Below are 17,726 nucleotides of genomic sequence, written 5' to 3'. Positions count from 1 at the left end.
GAATTTATACTTCTAATAAATCAAAATCCAAATTGCTGTAAAGGTGGTTTGGATTTTTTTTGTTGTGTTAAGTTGTTGTTATTGTTTGTTTTGTGATTTTTATAAAGAAATGTTGCTTGGTTCGCTGTAATGTTTATATTTGAATTATTATTGGTTAACCAAAATGGTTATCCAATGCTTGCTAACCAACCTAAATTATACTAAAATGAAAAAAATTACTTTGACGAAGAGTAGTTTGTTGAAACCAATTTTGGTTTTAACTGCTATTCTATTTTTAAATGTTTCAGTCGCACAAACGGTATACACTAGTGCGAGTACTTTGCAAACGGCTGTAAATGCCGCTGGATCCACAGGCGGAACCTTTTTGGTAAAAGATGGAAGTTATTCAGGTTTCAAAGTGACAACGACCTCGGTAAACGCAACGGCAGATAAGCCAATTATCATTAAACCACAATCGGTTGGAGGGGTTACTTTTACGGGAGATTCTTATTTCTCCTTTAAAAAGTCAGCAAATATTATTCTTGAAGGCTTTAATTTTAACTGTACTGGTAAAAGTACCATTGTTAAGTTTGAAGGAAGTAATAATGTACGAGTAACTAGAAATATATTCAAACTTACTATTTCTGACGGCGTCTCATCGGTAAAATGGGTTTATATTGGAGGTGTTTATGATGATGTCACTCTACCGTATCAATTTTTGAGTCACCACAATCGTGTTGATCATAATATTTTTAAAGAAAAAAATCTACCAGGACATTATATTACGATTGATGGAACCAATGCCAAAGTACAGTCCCAATATGATGTAATTGATCACAATCATTTTAAAGATAATTCTCCAAGAGCTACCAATGAGCAGGAGTCCGTACGTGTAGGCTGGAGTGACATGTCCAAATCTAGTGGTTTTACTACGGTAGAATATAATTTATTCGAAAATTGTGATGGGGACCCTGAAGTGCTATCCGTTAAATCCTGTGATAATATTATAAGACACAACACGTTTAGAGGAAATTATGGGACTTTGTCTTTTAGACATGGAAATCGTAATAGGGCAGAGGGGAATTACTTTTTTGGAAATGGACGTCCAATTGGCTTGGCTCCCGACGGAACGACAAAGTTGTATACAGGTGGTATGCGTGTGTATGGAACAGATCATGTGATTATCAATAATTATTTTGAAGGATTAAATGGTACCAAGTGGGATGCTCCTATAACAATTACGCAAGGTGACGACATTGATGGTCCAAATAATAATACGTTGAGTAATCATTTTAGAGCAGAACGTGTGGTAATTGCTTATAATACTTTGGTGAACAATGATCAAGGTATCGAAATAGGTTTTAGCAACAACGGAGCGTATAGCAAACCCGTTAATCAAATTACGATTGCTAATAATTTAATCACAAGTGACCGAAATAGTCTTGTAAAAATCGTTGATGGTAAAGACCAAGGGAGTGCCATAACTTGGTCCAATAATTTAATGTACCCGGTTTCTCCTGCCACATTAATCTCTGGCGGAATCACCACGACCTTGTCAAGTCCTAATGAGGTTATTGTCGAAAATCCTAATTTGGTTTTTGATGCTGCAACAAGTACTTGGAAGTCTTCTAGCACTACTCCATTATATTCCAATACAAATGCTATAGTAAATGATGAGGATATAGAGGGGCAATCAAGACCTGCTACAAGTAATCCAGGAGCTGATCAATATAGTACAGCGTCAGTGCGTTATTTGCCTATGACTGCAGCAACGGTTGGTCCATTGGCTTATGAAAATGTGCCTCTTACATTGTCTCCTGTAACAAGTTTTGAATTATCTGGAGAAACCAAAACAACTACAGTTACTACCAATTTGGCATGGTCTGCTACTGTAGATAGTAGTTGGCTAGCGCTTAGTGCAAATTCAGGTTTGGGTAATAGTTCCATTGGGATTACCGCTACAGCCAATCCGTCAGGAGCTACAAGAACAGGGATTTTAACAGTAACGGGACAAGGAGTAGATCCTGTAATGATTACAATTACACAAGTCGGGCCTGTTTTGACTGTGTCTTCTGTTTCAAATTTTAGTGCAGCAGGAGAGGTAAAAACGGCAACAATTACGTCCAATGTAAGTTGGACAGCCAGCGTTGGTACTGCGAGTTGGTTTTCAATAAACACAAATTCGGGTAATAGTAACGGTATGATTACAGTTACAGCAAGCTCCAATACTGCAACAACTTCTAGAACGGGAACAATTTCGGTGACAGGTGCTGGCTTATCGCCTGTAAATGTGAGTATTGTTCAAGAAGGTGTGCCTTCAGGAGCTGTGCTAATTAATTCTGGTAGCAATGGAAATCCTGTTACTGCAACAGCTACTTCTGAACAAGTAGGAGGTACTAATTTTAATTATGCCATTAACTCGTTGGATAAAAATGCAGCAACAAGATGGTCAGATAATCAAGATACGGGTGTAATTGTGTATGATCTAGGATCTATATTTACACTAGAGACTATAAAAATTGCAACAACTGGATCGACTACAAAATGGTATTTTTATGATATTCAATTTTCTGAAGACGGAATTGACTATTCTACTCCTGTGCGTATTCAAAGTGCTGCTGCAGCCTCAACTACTTTCGAAAGCTACTCCTTTACCAATGTAGCGAGATATGTAAAAATCGTAGGACGAGGAAATAATTCGAACTCGTACACAACCATATCTGAAATTGAATTCTATGGCAAAGCAGCTGCTTTAAAGGTTAAAGATAACGTATTAAATAGTGCTTTTTTACTGTACCCAAATCCCGCTTCACAAGTAATGTATGTGTATCCAAAAGAGGGTGTCACTGCTACTAAAGCTATTTTGACCAATAGTAATGGACAAATACTTCTAAATGAAAATCTTAAAGAGCAAGGTGAGGCATATTATTCAATTGATGTTGCTACCCTTCCTTCGGGCATTTACTTCTTGAAATTAATAAATGAATTTAATAAAACAGTTGGAAACAAGAAGATTATGATAAAAAATTAAGATGTTCCTCTACTGTCATATGTAGAATAGTAAGTAAATACAACAAATTATTCAATCTAGTCGATAAATTCATCTTTTTTACGAATAACATTTTTTTATTATTAATTAATTGCATTATATTTGGTATCGCAGATTGGGTAACCAATTTGGAGTACCAAATAAAACAACTAACTTAAACACTAATTATTATGAAAACAAAATTACTTTTATTTGCTGGTTTAGCTTTTGCTAGTTTGCAATCAAATGCACAAAACGCATCAAATGTATCAACTTTGCCTTATTATGATGGTTTTGATTATCCAATTGGTAATGCTTTAGTAGGGTCAGGAAATTGGACAAATGCAACAACTAGTACCGTAGATGATATTATTGTTGACGGTTTAGATAGTTTTATCACAGGAGCAAAAGGTGCAACAGGAAATGCTGTAAATATCAGCGGAGGGAATTCAGACCCTATCAAGTATTTTACTAATACAACTTCTGGTACCCTTTACTATTCATTTCTAGTACGAATTAATGCAGGTTCTGGAACCGCCAATTTTTATGACACTTTTCCAACTGCTAGTCCTGTTCAGTTTATTAGTTCAGGTCAACAAAGTAGCACAAATACGGCTAATACAAATTACGGAGCATGTGTTTTTTCTAGAATGACAGCTGCTGGTGTTATCAATTTTGGTTTAGATTTAGATTCTACAGTTAGTAATGTGGTTTGGGATAATACTGCGATTACTGTTGGTACAACGTATATGGTAGTCGTTAGCAATACTTTTGACGCTGCTACTCCTACTGCAAAAATGTGGATAAACCCTGTAATTAATGGTACAGAACCAAGTCCGTTACTTAGTAGTACTACCGGAAGCAACAGAACTAATCTTGATAGAATTTATATTAGACAAGATTCAAACGCAAAAACACCAAATTTAGATTTAGACGAGCTTAGAATTGGTACTACTTGGGCTTCTGTTACTGGTGCAAATCTTAGCGTTGCTCAAAATGACATCCAAGGATTAAGCGTATATCCAAATCCAGTAAGAGACGGAAAATTATTTATCAATAGCAATAGCGGTGACGTTAAAACAGTAGTAATTTACAATGTTTTAGGTAAACAAGTATTGTCAAAAGAAGTAACTTCTGGATTGGTAGATGTTTCTACAATCATCAAAGGGAATTACATCATGAAAATTACCGAAAATGGTAAAACAAGCACTAGAAAAATCGTTATCAACTAATACTATTTAGTTTTTAAAATTATATCAAAAGATCCTCATCACTGAGGATCTTTTTTAGTTTTCGGCAAATTCAGTTTTAAGTATAAAATCGCTTCTGATCCAAGCCTTCGCGCTAACTAATCTGTTTAATCCGGGTCTCTTTTTATCTAAGTAGAAAATAGAAAAAGTTGTCATTTTCGAAAAAAAGAAAATCTGTTTTTATCTGTGTCTTCGCGCTAGCGAATCTGTTTAATCCGAGTTCCTTTTTTCGCAAAGGACCACAAGATATCAACTGTCCTTTTATGGTTCAAATCGCTATAAAACTAGATAGATTTGAAGTTTTTCATATTGTCCTACTTTATATGAAACAAATCCTTAAATTTGCTTACTTTATCAAAAAGAACAACTAGAGTTATAAAAATTAAGCTATGTTACAAATTGCATTTATTAGAGAGAATCAGGAGAAAGTAATCCAAGCTTTGGCAAAAAAGAATATGGATGCCAAAACTGTGGTAGAAGAGGTAGTAGCACTGGACGAAAAACGTCGCGCTACACAAGTTGAAATGGACAACATCTTATCCGAATCTAATAAATTATCCAAAGACATAGGTGGATTAATGAAAAGCGGAGAGAAAGCAAAAGCAGCTATTCTAAAAGAAAAAACGGTTTCTCTAAAAGAAAAAAGCAAAGAACTTGCTGAAGTTGTAGATGCTTTGGCAGCCGAATTAACCGAAAAATTATATACACTTCCAAACTTGCCTGCCGATATCGTGCCGGTTGGAAAAACACCAGAAGAAAATCTAAATATTTTTGAAGCAGGAACGGTTCCTACTTTACACGAAGGAGCGCAACCGCATTGGGAGTTAGTAAAAAAATACGATATCATTGATTTTGAACTAGGTAATAAAATTGCGGGTGCTGGTTTTCCTGTGTACAAAGGCAAAGGAGCGCGTTTGCAACGTGCCTTAATCAATTATTTTTTAGACAAAAATACAGCTGCAGGATACAATGAAGTTCAAGTACCGCATTTGGTGAACGAAGCTTCTGCTTATGGAACAGGACAATTGCCAGACAAAGAAGGGCAAATGTACCATGATGCTACAGATGATTTGTATTTGATTCCAACTGCCGAGGTACCAGTTACAAACATATTTAGAGATGTAATTTTGAGCGAAAGCGAATTGCCGGTGCTCACAACCGCATACACGCCATGTTTCCGTCGTGAGGCAGGATCTTATGGTGCGCATGTACGAGGATTGAACCGTTTGCACCAATTTGACAAGGTCGAAATTGTACGAGTGGAGCACCCTGACAAATCATACGAAGCACTTGACGGAATGGTAGAGCACATTAAAGGAATTTTAGATGAATTAAAATTACCGTACCGCATTCTTCGTCTTTGTGGCGGTGATATGAGTTTTGCTTCTGCATTGACGTATGATTTTGAAGTATTTTCAACGGCACAAGATCGTTGGTTAGAGATTTCTTCTGTTTCTAATTTTGAGACTTTTCAATCCAATCGTTTGAAGTTACGTTTTAAAGATAAAGACGGAAAAAACCAATTGGCTCATACCTTAAACGGAAGTTCATTGGCATTGCCGAGAGTTTTGGCCGGAATTTTAGAAAATTACCAAACACCAGAAGGAATCGTTATCCCAGAAGCCCTGCGCTCTTACTGTGGATTTGATATCATCAATTAAATAGGAAGCAATTTTCAGTCGCAGTATTTCATTGTGACTGAAAATTGTTTTTTTTATTTTTATACTAATGAAAAAGCTATTGCTACTTATTGCCCTATTATTCTCGTTGTGTAGTGTTGCACAAAACGAACAATTAGCGCAATATTACTACGACAAGGGCGATTTCGAAAAAGCAAAAATTAGTTACCAAGAACTACTTGAATCGGTGCCGCAAAATTTACAGTATTTTGTTCGAACGGTAGATTGCCTGCAACAGTTACAACAATTTGATGTAGCCGAAAAAGCCATTGCGATTCAGTTAAATAAATACCGTCAAGCTAGTGTTTTGGTTGAAATGGGATACAATTACCAATTACAAAAAAACGAAAGCAAAGCAAAAGCATTCTACGATCAAGCTCTTGATCGAATAAATCAAAATCCCTACGAAGTGTATGGTGTTGCGGCAACTTTTGAAAAAAAAGTGTTACTTGATTACGCCCTAAAAGCATATGAAGCCGCCGAGATAAAAATGCCAAATCTTACCTTTAACTATCAAAAAGGGCTACTATATGGTCAGATGGGTAATATGGAGAAAATGGTAGACACTTTCTTAGAAGAAGCCTACGTGAACCCACAAAATGAAGTTTTGATTCAGAATCAAATGTCACGCTATATGACTGGCGAAGGAGAATCTACTTTCAGTGATTTGCTTCGAAAAGCATTGATTGTGCGGGTTCAAAAAAACCAAGATGTTTTTTGGAATCAATACTTAAGTTGGTTTTATATGCAACAAAAGGAATTTTCGAAATCATTCATCCAAGAAAAAGCAATCTACAAACGCAATCCTATCTCGTTGTCCAACATAGTTAATCTGGCACAAACGTGTATTGAAGAGGAGGATAATGATACAGCGATTAATGCGCTTCAATTCGTATTAGAAAATGCCAAAGATCGCGATTTACTTCTGCAAGCCAATTTGTATTTGATGAAAATGAAAATTGACAAAGCACTGCCCAAGGATTATCCTATGATTCAAACGGAGCTAGAAGCCTTGCTGAAAGAATATGAAATCGGGCCTTTTAGCTTATCTTTGCAGTTGATGCAGGCACATTTTACAGCTTTTAATTTAAATAAACCTGAAGCAGCAAGAGCAATTATCAAAAAAGCGATGGATTTGCCATTGAATGACTATCAAAAAGCGGATGCAAAAATGGAGCTGGCTGATATTTTATTATTCGAACAAAAATTTAATCAAGCATTATTGTATTATTCCCAAATCGAATTGGATTTAAAGAATGATGTCCTAGCGCACGAAGCTAGTTTGAAAGCTGCCAAAACTAGTTATTTTAAAGCTGATTTTACCTGGGCATTAAAACAATTCAAAGAGCTGAAATCGGCTAGTACGCAATTGATTGCCAATGATGCCTTAGAGTATTTTTTGCTTATTAACGATAATACCGTGGCAGATTCAACCCAAACAGCATTGAAGGAGTTTGCAAAAGGCGATTACTTATTGTATCAAAATAGAAATGAGGAGGCAATTGCACAATTTCAATTGGTTTTGAAGAATTTTAAAGGAAATGAAATAGAAAGTGTAGCTTTATTGCGATTGGGGAAAATTCAGGAAAAATTAGGAAATTTTCCACTGGCATTGAGCGAATATCAAACAATAATCGACAAACACAGCGACGGAATTTACATAGATGAAGCGTTGTATTTTTCGGCAGAAATTTATAATAAAAAATTAAAAGAGCCAGAAAGAGCAAAACCTTTGTATGAGAAAGTATTGTTTGATCACCAAGATAGTATCTATTTTGTAGAGGCCAGAAAAAGCTTTAGGATATTGAGGGGTGATACCAATATACTTCCGTAAATAGCACAGAATTAAATATAATAACAAATAAAAACCTATTGACCCCTAATAGGAATTCCCCGCCGCGGCGGGGTTAGGGGGCTTATTATGATCATATACAATGTTACCACAAATATACACGAGAGCGTTCACGACCAATGGATGATATGGATGCAACACAAACACATTCCTGAAATGATTGCGACGGGCAAATTTGTTTCGGCAAGATTAGTGCGTGTTTTAGTCGAAGAAGAAATGGGCGGTGTAACATACTCTGTTCAATACACTACAGACAGTAAAGAGACTTTGGATAAATATTACCAAGAAAATGCAGGAACGTTTCAAGCTGAAGGGCAAAAATTGTTTGGAGAAAAAATGCTCATTTTCCGTACCGAATTAGAAGTGATATCAGAACATTAAAATAAGGCTTTAGTGGCGGTTGCCAGTCTCAGTTTTCCGTCTTTGTGACTTAGTATGGTTAGTTTTTTAGCGGGAAAACAGATGTAGAATTAAAATAATTTGTGTTTTTTGGCCTTATCGGCAAAAAGACATATTAAATTAAAAACGTAGCGCCTTAGTGTCTCCGTGGTAAAATATAAAAAATGGAAAAAGTAAAAGCAAAAAAACATCTCGGACAGCATTTCTTAAAAGATGAAAGTATTGCCAAAGATATCGCAGACACCTTATGTTTAGAGGGGTATGATGATGTATTGGAAATAGGCCCAGGAATGGGTGTGTTGACCAAATATTTATTAGACAAGCCAGTGACGACTTATGTGGTCGAAATTGATACAGAGTCAGTGGAATATTTGGATGCTAATTATCCGAAATTGAAAGATAAAATTATCTCTAAAGATTTTTTGAGATATGATGTCAATGAAATTTTTGCTGGAAAACAATTCGCTATCGTTGGAAATTTCCCTTATAATATTTCGACTCAAATTGTTTTTCGAATGCTAGAATTCAAAGAACAAGTACCAGAGTTTTCGGGAATGTTTCAAAAAGAAGTAGCTGAGCGCATTTGCGAAAAGAAAGGAACAAAGGCCTATGGTATTTTGTCAGTGCTAGTGCAGGCTTTTTACGATGCAGAATATTTGTTTACTGTAGAGCCCGAAGTTTTTAATCCAACGCCAAAAGTGAAATCGGGTGTGCTGCGTTTGCGTAGAAAAGCAGATTATAGTTTGCCTTGTGCTCAAAAATTGTTTTTTACAGTGGTAAAAACAGCCTTTCAACAACGACGAAAGACGTTGCGAAACAGTTTGAAAACCTTAAATTTGTCTGACAGCTTGCGCGAAGACATGGTTTTTAACCTAAGACCCGAACAATTGAGCGTAGCAGATTTTATAGAATTAACACAAAAAATTGAAGCCGATGGAGTTCAAAATCAGTAAAGAGTTAATACTCGAACTAGAGAAACATATTGTAGATAAAAACGACAGAGAACTAGAGTTTTTGTTGAATGACATGCACCATGCCGATATAGCCGAAATATTAGACGAACTTGATTTTGACGAAGCAACCTATATCTTTAAGGTATTAGATTCAGAGAAAACAGCCGAAATTCTTCTGGAACTAGAAGATGATTTGCGTGAAAATATCTTGAGCAGATTATCGGCCAAAGAGATTGCCGAAGAGTTGGACGAGTTGGATACCGATGATGCGGCAGATATTATCGCTGAGTTATCTCAAGCCAAAAAAGAAGAGGTAATCTCTGAATTGGATGATATTGAGCATGCCAAAGATATCATTGACCTGCTTCGATACGATGAAGATACCGCTGGTGGACTCATGGGGAAAGAGCTTGTCAAGGTAAACGAGAATTGGAACGTACTGACTTGTGTTAAAGAAATGCGTGCCCAAGCCGAAAATGTTTCTCGCGTGCACTCCATATACGTAGTCGATGACGAAAATCGTTTGAAAGGCCGTTTGTCACTCAAAGATTTATTAGTGACTTCTACAAGAGCGCAAATTTCAGAAATATATATCAACAATGTAACCTCTGTGAGCGTAGATGCCGAAGATGTTGAAGTGGCGCGTATCATGCAAAAGTACGATCTAGAAGCTATTCCGGTTGTTGATGCCATGGGTCGATTGGTAGGTCGAATTACCATTGATGATATTATTGATGTAATTAGAGACGAAGCCGACAAGGATTACCAACTTGCTGCGGGTATCTCCAAAGATGTTGAGGCAGATGATAGTATTATTGAATTAACCAAGGCGCGTTTGCCATGGTTGGTACTAGCGCTTTTGGGTGGTTTTATTACCGTAAGAGTTCTAGGCCTTTTTGAAGGAGCTATGTTGCAACACGGAAAATTATTTTTCTTTACACCACTTATAGCCGCAATGGCCGGAAATGTAGGCGTACAATCGTCTGCCATTATTGTACAGGGTTTGGCAAACGATACCTTGAGTGGTTCGTTGTTTAAAAGGTTGATTAAAGAAATTTCGTTAAGTTTATTAAACGGAGGTATTCTGGCCGTTATCCTATTTTTAGGTAGTTATTTTCTACTTGGAGAGCCTATGGTTATTGGCTTTGTGGTATGTTGTGCCTTAATGTCTGTGATTGTGATTGCCTCTTTAATAGGAACATTTGTGCCTTTACTATTGGACAAGTTTGGGGTTGATCCCGCTCTAGCAACAGGACCATTTATCACTACTAGTAACGATATTTGCGGAATATTGATTTACTTCTCTATTGCAAGATTGATTTTAGGATTTTAAAAAATATAAAATAACAGCCATCAATTCGTTTCTGATTTTTTATTGAAAGAATTGTGCTAAAGAAATACAACCATCATGAAAATACATATTATTGGAGGAGGAAACCTAGGCGTTTCTGTAGCAGTAGGAATTGCGAAATTTACTGAAGGAAATCAGGTTACCGTTACACGACGCTCTGTTGCCAATATCAAACATTTGGAGGAATTAGGAATCACAGTTTCTTCGGACAATAAACACAATATCCAGGAAGCAGATGTGATACTATTAACCATTAAGCCCTATCAAGTGGATTTGGTTTTGGCCGAAATTTTACCAGCAATTTCAAACAAAATCATTGCTTCGGCAGTAAGCGGATTGTCAATTGAAAAATTACAAAACAAAATTGGACCTTTGAATCATGCCATTCGTGTAATGCCAAATATTGCAGCACAATTTGGAGAATCAGCAACTTGTATCACTTTTCAAGACGATAAAGCAACTTATGGTAAAGAAGTCGTTGCCTTGTTTGAAGGATTAGGAACTGCTCCTGTAATTGACGAAAAATTAATGGATGCTGCTACCGTTTTAGCTGCTTCGGGTACAGCTTTTGCCTTGCGTTATATGCGTGCATCAATGCAGGCAGGAATCGAAATCGGTTTTGATTGGAAAACTTCTTTGGCTATCTCTGCACAAACCGTAAAAGGAGCCGCTGAGATGCTTATGCAAGAGCAAGTACACCCAGAGCAATTGATTGACAGAGTAACTACACCACAAGGTTGTACCATTGCTGGTTTAAGCGAAATGGAATCACATGGTTTTAGTTCCTCGTTAATTCGCGGAATCAAATCGGCTTTGAAACAAATCAAAGGAAAATAATAAGTAGGGCATTACCCAAAAAAGGGTCGGGCTTTCTGCTATATCTTTTTTGGGGCAGAAAAAGCCCCAAAAAAGGATGCCGCTTCAATCCCTAATGCAATCACGTTTTCATCAGAAAGTTAAGAAAATAGAGAATTATCATTCGAAAATAAACTTAGAAACTTAGCGCCTTTGTAACTTAATAATAAGAGTAGTTAAAAAACATGAATACTATTAAAATACTCCATATCGATAGCAATAATCCCATCATGATGGAGCAATTGCAAGCTGCTGGTTTTATAAATCATGAGGATTTTTCGTCTTCGAAAGAAGAAATTGAAGCAAAAATTCAGGATTATCAAGGGATCGTCATTCGTAGTCGCTTTAAAATTGATAAAGCTTTTTTGGATAAAGCAACTCAGTTACAGTTTATTGCTCGTGTGGGAGCGGGCCTAGAAAGTATTGATTGTGATTATGCCACAACAAAAAACATAACACTCATTGCGGCACCCGAAGGCAATCGGAATGCTGTTGCAGAACATACTTTAGGGATGATTTTATCATTGTTTAATAATCTTAACCAAGCAGATCGCGAAATACGTTCTGGCCAATGGAACCGTGAGAGTAATCGTGGTCATGAACTTGATGGTAAAACTGTTGGGATCATAGGTTATGGAAATATGGGGAAATCGTTTGCCAAAAAACTAAGAGGTTTTGATGTTGATGTTCTTTGTTATGATATTGTTGATGGCGTAGGTGACGAAAATTGCAAGCAAGTTTCATTGGACGAATTACAACAAAAAGCTGAGGTGTTGAGCTTGCACCTTCCATGGACGCCTGATACAGACGGTATGGTAAACAAGGCGTTTATTGATGGTTTTGCCAAACCATTTTGGATCATGAATACATCAAGGGGTAAAAATATAGTTACGTCAGATTTGGTGGTTGCCATGAAGTCAAATAGAGTGCTAGGAGCAGGGCTTGATGTTTTGGAATACGAAAAGCTATCTTTTGAAACTCTTTTTCAAGAAAACGATACGCCCGAGGCTTTCCAATATTTGTTAGACGCTCCTAACGTTATTCTTTCACCGCACGTAGCAGGTTGGACATTCGAGAGTCACGAACGTTTGGCGCAAGTAATTGTAGATAAAATCAAGGCGAAATACGCAAATTAAAATAAGACTGTTGTTAGTATTATTTTGATACATTATATTCCTAAATAGAAAAGGCCTCGAAATGTTCGAGGCCTTTTCTATTAAAGTTCAGAGTCATGTTCATGTTCTCCTTTTTCGTTTAGTTTTCTTTCCAATTCTGCTTGAAATTCTTCCATAACGGGTTTCATGGTGCTCTCTGGAATATCTTCTACTCGTATGTACATCAAGCCATCAATAGCATTGTTGAACAATGGATCGACATTAAAGGCAACAACTCTTGCATTTTGTTTAATGTACTTTTTGATCAATACAGGTAATCGTAGGATTCCTGGCTCCAATTCGTCAATTATTTTGTCAAATTTATTTAGATCGGCTTCGGTTTCGTTAAAGATGAAATCCTTATCAGCATCTTTAAGTTTTACCTTGTATGCTTTCTTTGGATGAATATATTGAGCAATATATGGATCGTAATAGTTGGATCTCATAAACTGAATCATCAACGATTTTGAGAAATCAGAAAATTGGTTGCTAATACTCACACCACCCATCAAATATTTATGCTCAGGGAAACGTAGCGTAGTATGTATAATTCCTTTCCAAAGTAAAAACAAAGGCATTGGTTTTTGTTGGTACTCTTTAATGATGAAGGCACGACCCATTTCGATAGTTTTGGCCATCATATCGTGCAATTCTGGTTCAAAACGGAATAATTCATTCAAATAGAATCCTTCAATTCCATGTTTTGGGAATATCTCAGAACCCAAACCCATTCGATAAGCACCGGCAATTTTTTTAGCATCTTCATCCCAAAGAAATAAGTGGTGGTAATATTTGTCAAATTTGTCCAAATCAATAGATTCATTGGTCCCTTCACCTACTTCTCTAAAGGTGATTTCGCGCAAACGACCAATTTCGTGTAGAATAGTTGGAATTTCTTTCGCATCTGCAAAAAATACCTCGTAGTTTTTGCTTTGTAGCAAACGACAATCGGTATCTCTCAAGGCTTTTACCTCACTAATTATTGTGTCAGAGTTTGCAGCAGTTACGATTTGCTTAGGACTCTTAGGTAACTTAAGGCTAGGAGTTGGAATTAATTTTTGTTCTTTTTCGAAAGGGTTCGCAAGCATATATGTTTTCTTTCGCAAGAATTCAGAATACGCTTCGATTGATTTGTGTTCGTTTTGCTCGTTTACAGAGATTGGTTTTCCTATTCGAACTTTTATAACTCTATTTCGTTGGCTAAAAACCTCCGACGGTAATTTGGCAGTGCGAAGGGTACCGCTAATTTTCGATAATAAATAAAATAATCGGCTATTTTTAGCATGAAAATAGATAGGTACAACAGGTACTTGTGCTTTTCTGATGACTTTTATAGCGCCTTCTTCCCAAGGTTTGTCAACAATAAGTTGTCCGTCTTTGTAACTTGATACTTCTCCCGCAGGAAAAATCCCCAAAGGTTTTCCGTCGCTTAAATGACGAAGCGTCTCTTTAATTCCAACCACGCTCGATTTTGCATCCTTATGATTTTCAAAAGGATTTACGGGCATGATGTACTTTTTCATCGGTTCAATGCGGTGCAAAAGAAAATTGGCAATAATCTTGAAATTTGGTTCTTTTTCAAGCATTAATTTCAATAACAACATACCATCAATTCCGCCAAGAGGGTGGTTTGAAATGGTAATATAAGCGCCGTCTTTTGGTAGTCTTTTTAAATCTTCTTCTGGAATTTCGAACTTAATTTGTAGATCATCAACAATACCGTTTAAGAAATCTATGTCCTTTAAATGCTTGTTTCTGTTGTATACTTTGTTTAAGGTTGAAATCTTTAAAATTTTCATTAATAGCCAACCTGAAAAAGTTCCTAAAATTCCGTATTTTTCAATATTGATAGCTTTCGCAACTTCTTTGGCAGTAACTAAACCCATGTTTTTATAGTATTTTTTGAGCGAAAAACAAAGATAGAAAAAAAGTCCATCATTCAACTATTGTGAAATTCTATTTTAGTATTTTATGGGGCATCCTTTTTATTTTTTAGTACTTTTGAGACAATAAAAAAAACAGCATACATATGAAAATTATATCCTATAACGTGAACGGTATACGCGCCGCAATCTCTAAAGGGTTCATTGATTGGTTACAACAAGCAAATCCAGACGTTATTTGCTTACAAGAAATTAAGGCAACGCCAGAGCAAGTCCCATTAGAAGATTTTGTTGCTGCAGGTTATGCATACAATTATTGGTTTCCTGCTACCAAAAAAGGGTACAGTGGTGTTGCTATTTTGTCAAAAACAGAACCTAAGAAAGTTGTTTATGGCACAGGAATTGAGCACATGGACTTTGAAGGTCGTAATATAAGAGTAGATTTTGATGATGTATCGGTGATGAGTTTGTATTTACCATCGGGAACAAATAGTGAGCGTTTAAGTCATAAGTTTATGTATATGGATGATTTTCAGGCTTATATTTCGAAACTGAAAATGGAGATTCCGAATCTGGTGATTTGCGGAGATTATAATATTTGTCATGAAGCAATTGACATTCATGATCCTATTCGAAATAAAAAAACATCAGGATTTTTACCCGAAGAACGTTCGTGGTTGGATGATTTCTTGAAGGAAGGTTTTATTGATAGCTTTAGGTATTTAAACAAAGAACCTGATAATTATACTTGGTGGACAATGCGTTTTCCATCGGCTAGATTGAATAATAAAGGATGGCGTATTGATTATTGTTTGGTAAGTGAGCCATTGCGTGAGCGTATTACCCGAGCGTTGATTTTGCCCGAAGCCAAACATTCTGATCACTGTCCAATTGTAGTTGAAATAGAATAATAACTAATATTTAAATTTAATTTGATGATAAAAAATGTTTCTATGGGATTGTTGCTTTTGGCAATGACCAGTTCGTGTGTTTCAAAAAAGATATACAACGAGCTCGAAAATAAATATACAGATCTTAAAAAAGAAAACAGAAGCCTTTCTGACGAGAATGCTAATCTGCTAAAAGCAAAGAATCAATTGGAATTGGATCGTGACGGTTTGAATGCTGATTTGGCAAAAGTAAAAGCAGAACGTGAGAAACTAAATGCGGACTATGCTGCTCTTAATGATAAGTTGAGTACACTTGATGCTTCGTACAAGGCATTGGAGAAAAATAGTAGTGAAGCTTTACAAGCCAACATGGGTAAAAATCGTGATTTATTATCACAATTGGATGCCAAATCAAAAGCACTGGCAATCGAGCAAGAACGCTTGAATAAAAGTGCACAACGTTTGAAAGAGTTAGAAAATTTGATCGCTGCCAAGGAAGAAAGCATGCGCAAATTAAAAGAAACCTTGTCTAATGCCTTAAATGGTTTTGAAGGTAAAGGACTGACCGTAGAACAAAAAAACGGAAAAGTTTATGTGTCCATGGAAAACAAATTGCTTTTTGGGTCTGGAAGTTGGTCTGTAGGATCTGAAGGACGCAAAGCAGTTGTAGAAGTTGGTAAGGTACTAGGTGATAATCCTGAGATTGCAGTTTTGATCGAAGGACATACAGATGATGATCCTTATGTGGCATCGGGACCCATTGCAAGCAATTGGGATTTGTCTACCAAAAGAGCAACCGCTATCGTAGCTATTTTGAGTGAAAACAAAATGATCAATAAGCAAAATCTAACTGCTGCTGGCCGTGGAGAGTTTTCTCCTTTGGCTAGTAATGCTACCGCAGAAGGAAAAGCTAAAAATCGTAGAATCGAAATTATTTTGACTCCGAGATTGGATGAAATTTCGAAAATGCTGAATGAAATCAATTAAGTAAAGCATTAAATTTTAAGAAAAGGTTCAGAGATATTCTTTGAACCTTTTTTTATTTTTAAATACTTTTGCTAAAAAAAAAACTAAATCTAAAAAATGCAATACAATATACTGCCGAATACTACTATAAAAGTGAGCGAAGTCTGCTTGGGTACAATGACTTTTGGTCAACAAAACTCAGAAGCTGAAGGACATGCGCAAATGGATTTTGCCTTGGACAAAGGGGTTAATTTTTTTGATACCGCCGAGATGTATTCTATCCCTAGTCATAAGGAAACCTACGGAAGCACCGAAAAAATCATTGGTACCTGGTTCAAGAAATCCAAAAAACGTGAAAAAGTAATTTTGGCAAGCAAGATTGCTGGTCCAAATCCAAATTTCACCTACATGCGTGACAAAGTAGATTTTTCGCCTGCAAGCTTAAAGTATGCCTTGGATCATAGCCTTAGACGTTTACAAACAGAGTACATTGACTTGTACCAACTACATTGGCCAGAGCGCAAAACAAATTATTTTGGGCAACATGGTTTTAAAGTGCAATCTGATGAGTGGGAAGATAATATTCATGAGGTACTCACAATACTTGATGGATTTATAAAAGAGGGGAAGATTAAAGCAATTGGAGTCTCAAATGAAAATCCATGGGGTTTGATGCGCTTTTTGGAAGAAAGTAAGTACCATAATCTACCAAAAATTTCTACAGTTCAAAATCCATATTCTCTACTAAATCGTCAATTTGAAGTAGGATCAGCTGAGGTTTGTCATCGTGAAAATATTGGGTTATTGCCTTACTCTCCCTTAGGTTTTGGCGTTTTGACGGGCAAGTTTTTAGAAGGGATAAGCAATCATCCAAAATCGAGGCTAAATTTGTTTCCGCAGTACAATCGTTACAGCAGCGAGCAAAGTGTTGCGGCAACCAAAATGTATCACGAGTTAGCAATTAAAAATGGTTTGACTTTGACGCAATTGGCTCTTGCCTTTATAAACAAACAGTCTTATGTTACGAGTACAATTATTGGTGCAACGTCAATCCCACAGCTAAAAGAAAATATTGAAGCTTTTAGTATCAAACTTAGTGATGATATAATAGACGATATAAACGCTATTCATGCTATGTTTCCAAATCCGGCACCATAAATTTATATTTTTATTGGTTAAAATATTTAAACCCAATTCAGTATCTGAGTTGGGTTTTTTGTTGTAAATTCATAATTACTTTGAGTACTATTTACATTTAATTTGTTTGTTTTGAATAATAAATAAGAATAGTACTATCATAAACACTAAAACGTGTAATTTAACGGTTATAAACAGTATTTAATCGTAGTTTTGTGTTTGGATTAACGTTTTTGTGAGTAAGAAAAAATACATGTTTAATTATTAAAAGTGTATTTAATCGATAAAAAAGGACATTAATCGGTTTTTTTTATTCGATTTGAATGTTTGTTAGATACCTTTGTAGCATA

At 36.1% G+C, this 17,726-nt stretch carries 13 protein-coding genes; 12 read left to right on the top strand and 1 reads right to left on the bottom strand.

Features of this window, described 5'->3' with window-relative positions; genetic code table 11:
* Positions 1–205 precede the first annotated feature (205 nt).
* From FFWV33_RS03490 to FFWV33_RS03450, 9 genes are all read left to right on the top strand, one after another.
* Positions 206–3,010, top strand: coding sequence for a chondroitinase-B domain-containing protein (locus FFWV33_RS03490; RefSeq protein WP_159085969.1), 2,805 nt, complete (start codon positions 206–208; stop codon positions 3,008–3,010).
* A gap of 188 nt (positions 3,011–3,198) precedes the next feature.
* Entirely contained in the window at positions 3,199–4,239 is a 1,041-nt protein-coding gene (locus tag FFWV33_RS03485) for a T9SS type A sorting domain-containing protein (RefSeq protein WP_108739625.1), read from the top strand.
* Between the two features lie 407 nt (positions 4,240–4,646).
* A complete protein-coding gene (serS, locus tag FFWV33_RS03480) occupies positions 4,647–5,918 on the top strand; it encodes a serine--tRNA ligase (RefSeq protein ID WP_108739624.1) in 1,272 nt (423 codons plus the stop codon).
* Between the two features lie 67 nt (positions 5,919–5,985).
* Complete coding sequence (locus FFWV33_RS03475; protein WP_108739623.1) at positions 5,986–7,770, top strand: tetratricopeptide repeat protein; 1,785 nt, start codon at positions 5,986–5,988, stop codon at positions 7,768–7,770.
* Positions 7,771–7,857: 87 nt separating this feature from the next.
* The gene (locus tag FFWV33_RS03470) at positions 7,858–8,169 is read left to right on the top strand and encodes a DUF4286 family protein (RefSeq protein WP_108739622.1); all 312 of its coding nucleotides are present in this window, start codon (positions 7,858–7,860) and stop codon (positions 8,167–8,169) included.
* Between the two features lie 182 nt (positions 8,170–8,351).
* A complete protein-coding gene (gene rsmA, locus FFWV33_RS03465; RefSeq protein WP_108739621.1) occupies positions 8,352–9,140 on the top strand; it encodes a 16S rRNA (adenine(1518)-N(6)/adenine(1519)-N(6))-dimethyltransferase RsmA in 789 nt (262 codons plus the stop codon).
* Positions 9,121–10,473, top strand: a complete 1,353-nt coding sequence (mgtE, locus tag FFWV33_RS03460; protein ID WP_108739620.1) for a magnesium transporter — start codon at positions 9,121–9,123, stop codon at positions 10,471–10,473. Before rsmA ends, mgtE begins: the two co-directional genes overlap by 20 nt.
* 75 nt (positions 10,474–10,548) lie before the next feature.
* Positions 10,549–11,328: a pyrroline-5-carboxylate reductase gene (gene proC / locus FFWV33_RS03455; protein ID WP_108739619.1), complete on the top strand. Its 780-nt coding sequence runs from the start codon at positions 10,549–10,551 to the stop codon at positions 11,326–11,328.
* Between the two features lie 203 nt (positions 11,329–11,531).
* The gene (locus FFWV33_RS03450; RefSeq protein ID WP_108739618.1) at positions 11,532–12,482 is read left to right on the top strand and encodes a 2-hydroxyacid dehydrogenase; all 951 of its coding nucleotides are present in this window, start codon (positions 11,532–11,534) and stop codon (positions 12,480–12,482) included.
* Positions 12,483–12,562: 80 nt separating this feature from the next.
* Here the strand turns inward: FFWV33_RS03450 and FFWV33_RS03445 are convergent, their stop codons facing one another.
* Entirely contained in the window at positions 12,563–14,386 is a 1,824-nt protein-coding gene (locus FFWV33_RS03445) for a GNAT family N-acyltransferase (protein ID WP_108739617.1), read from the bottom strand.
* 143 nt (positions 14,387–14,529) lie between these two features.
* Here FFWV33_RS03445 and FFWV33_RS03440 point away from each other — a divergent pair, with 143 nt between their 5' ends.
* The 3 genes from FFWV33_RS03440 (at position 14,530) to FFWV33_RS03430 (ending at position 17,397) form a co-directional block, all read left to right on the top strand.
* Positions 14,530–15,294 (top strand): exodeoxyribonuclease III, encoded by a 765-nt coding sequence (locus FFWV33_RS03440; RefSeq protein WP_108739616.1) that lies wholly within the window; start codon positions 14,530–14,532, stop codon positions 15,292–15,294.
* Between the two features lie 24 nt (positions 15,295–15,318).
* Entirely contained in the window at positions 15,319–16,260 is a 942-nt protein-coding gene (locus FFWV33_RS03435) for an OmpA/MotB family protein (protein WP_108739615.1), read from the top strand.
* Between the two features lie 96 nt (positions 16,261–16,356).
* The gene (locus tag FFWV33_RS03430) at positions 16,357–17,397 is read left to right on the top strand and encodes an aldo/keto reductase (RefSeq protein WP_108739614.1); all 1,041 of its coding nucleotides are present in this window, start codon (positions 16,357–16,359) and stop codon (positions 17,395–17,397) included.
* The last annotated feature ends 329 nt before the right edge of the window (positions 17,398–17,726 follow it).

Origin of the sequence: Flavobacterium faecale, assembly GCF_003076455.1 — a bacterium.
Taxonomy (GTDB): domain Bacteria; phylum Bacteroidota; class Bacteroidia; order Flavobacteriales; family Flavobacteriaceae; genus Flavobacterium; species Flavobacterium faecale.
Note: the sequence above shows the minus strand (reverse complement) of the source record. Positions and strands in the feature narration are given on the sequence as shown.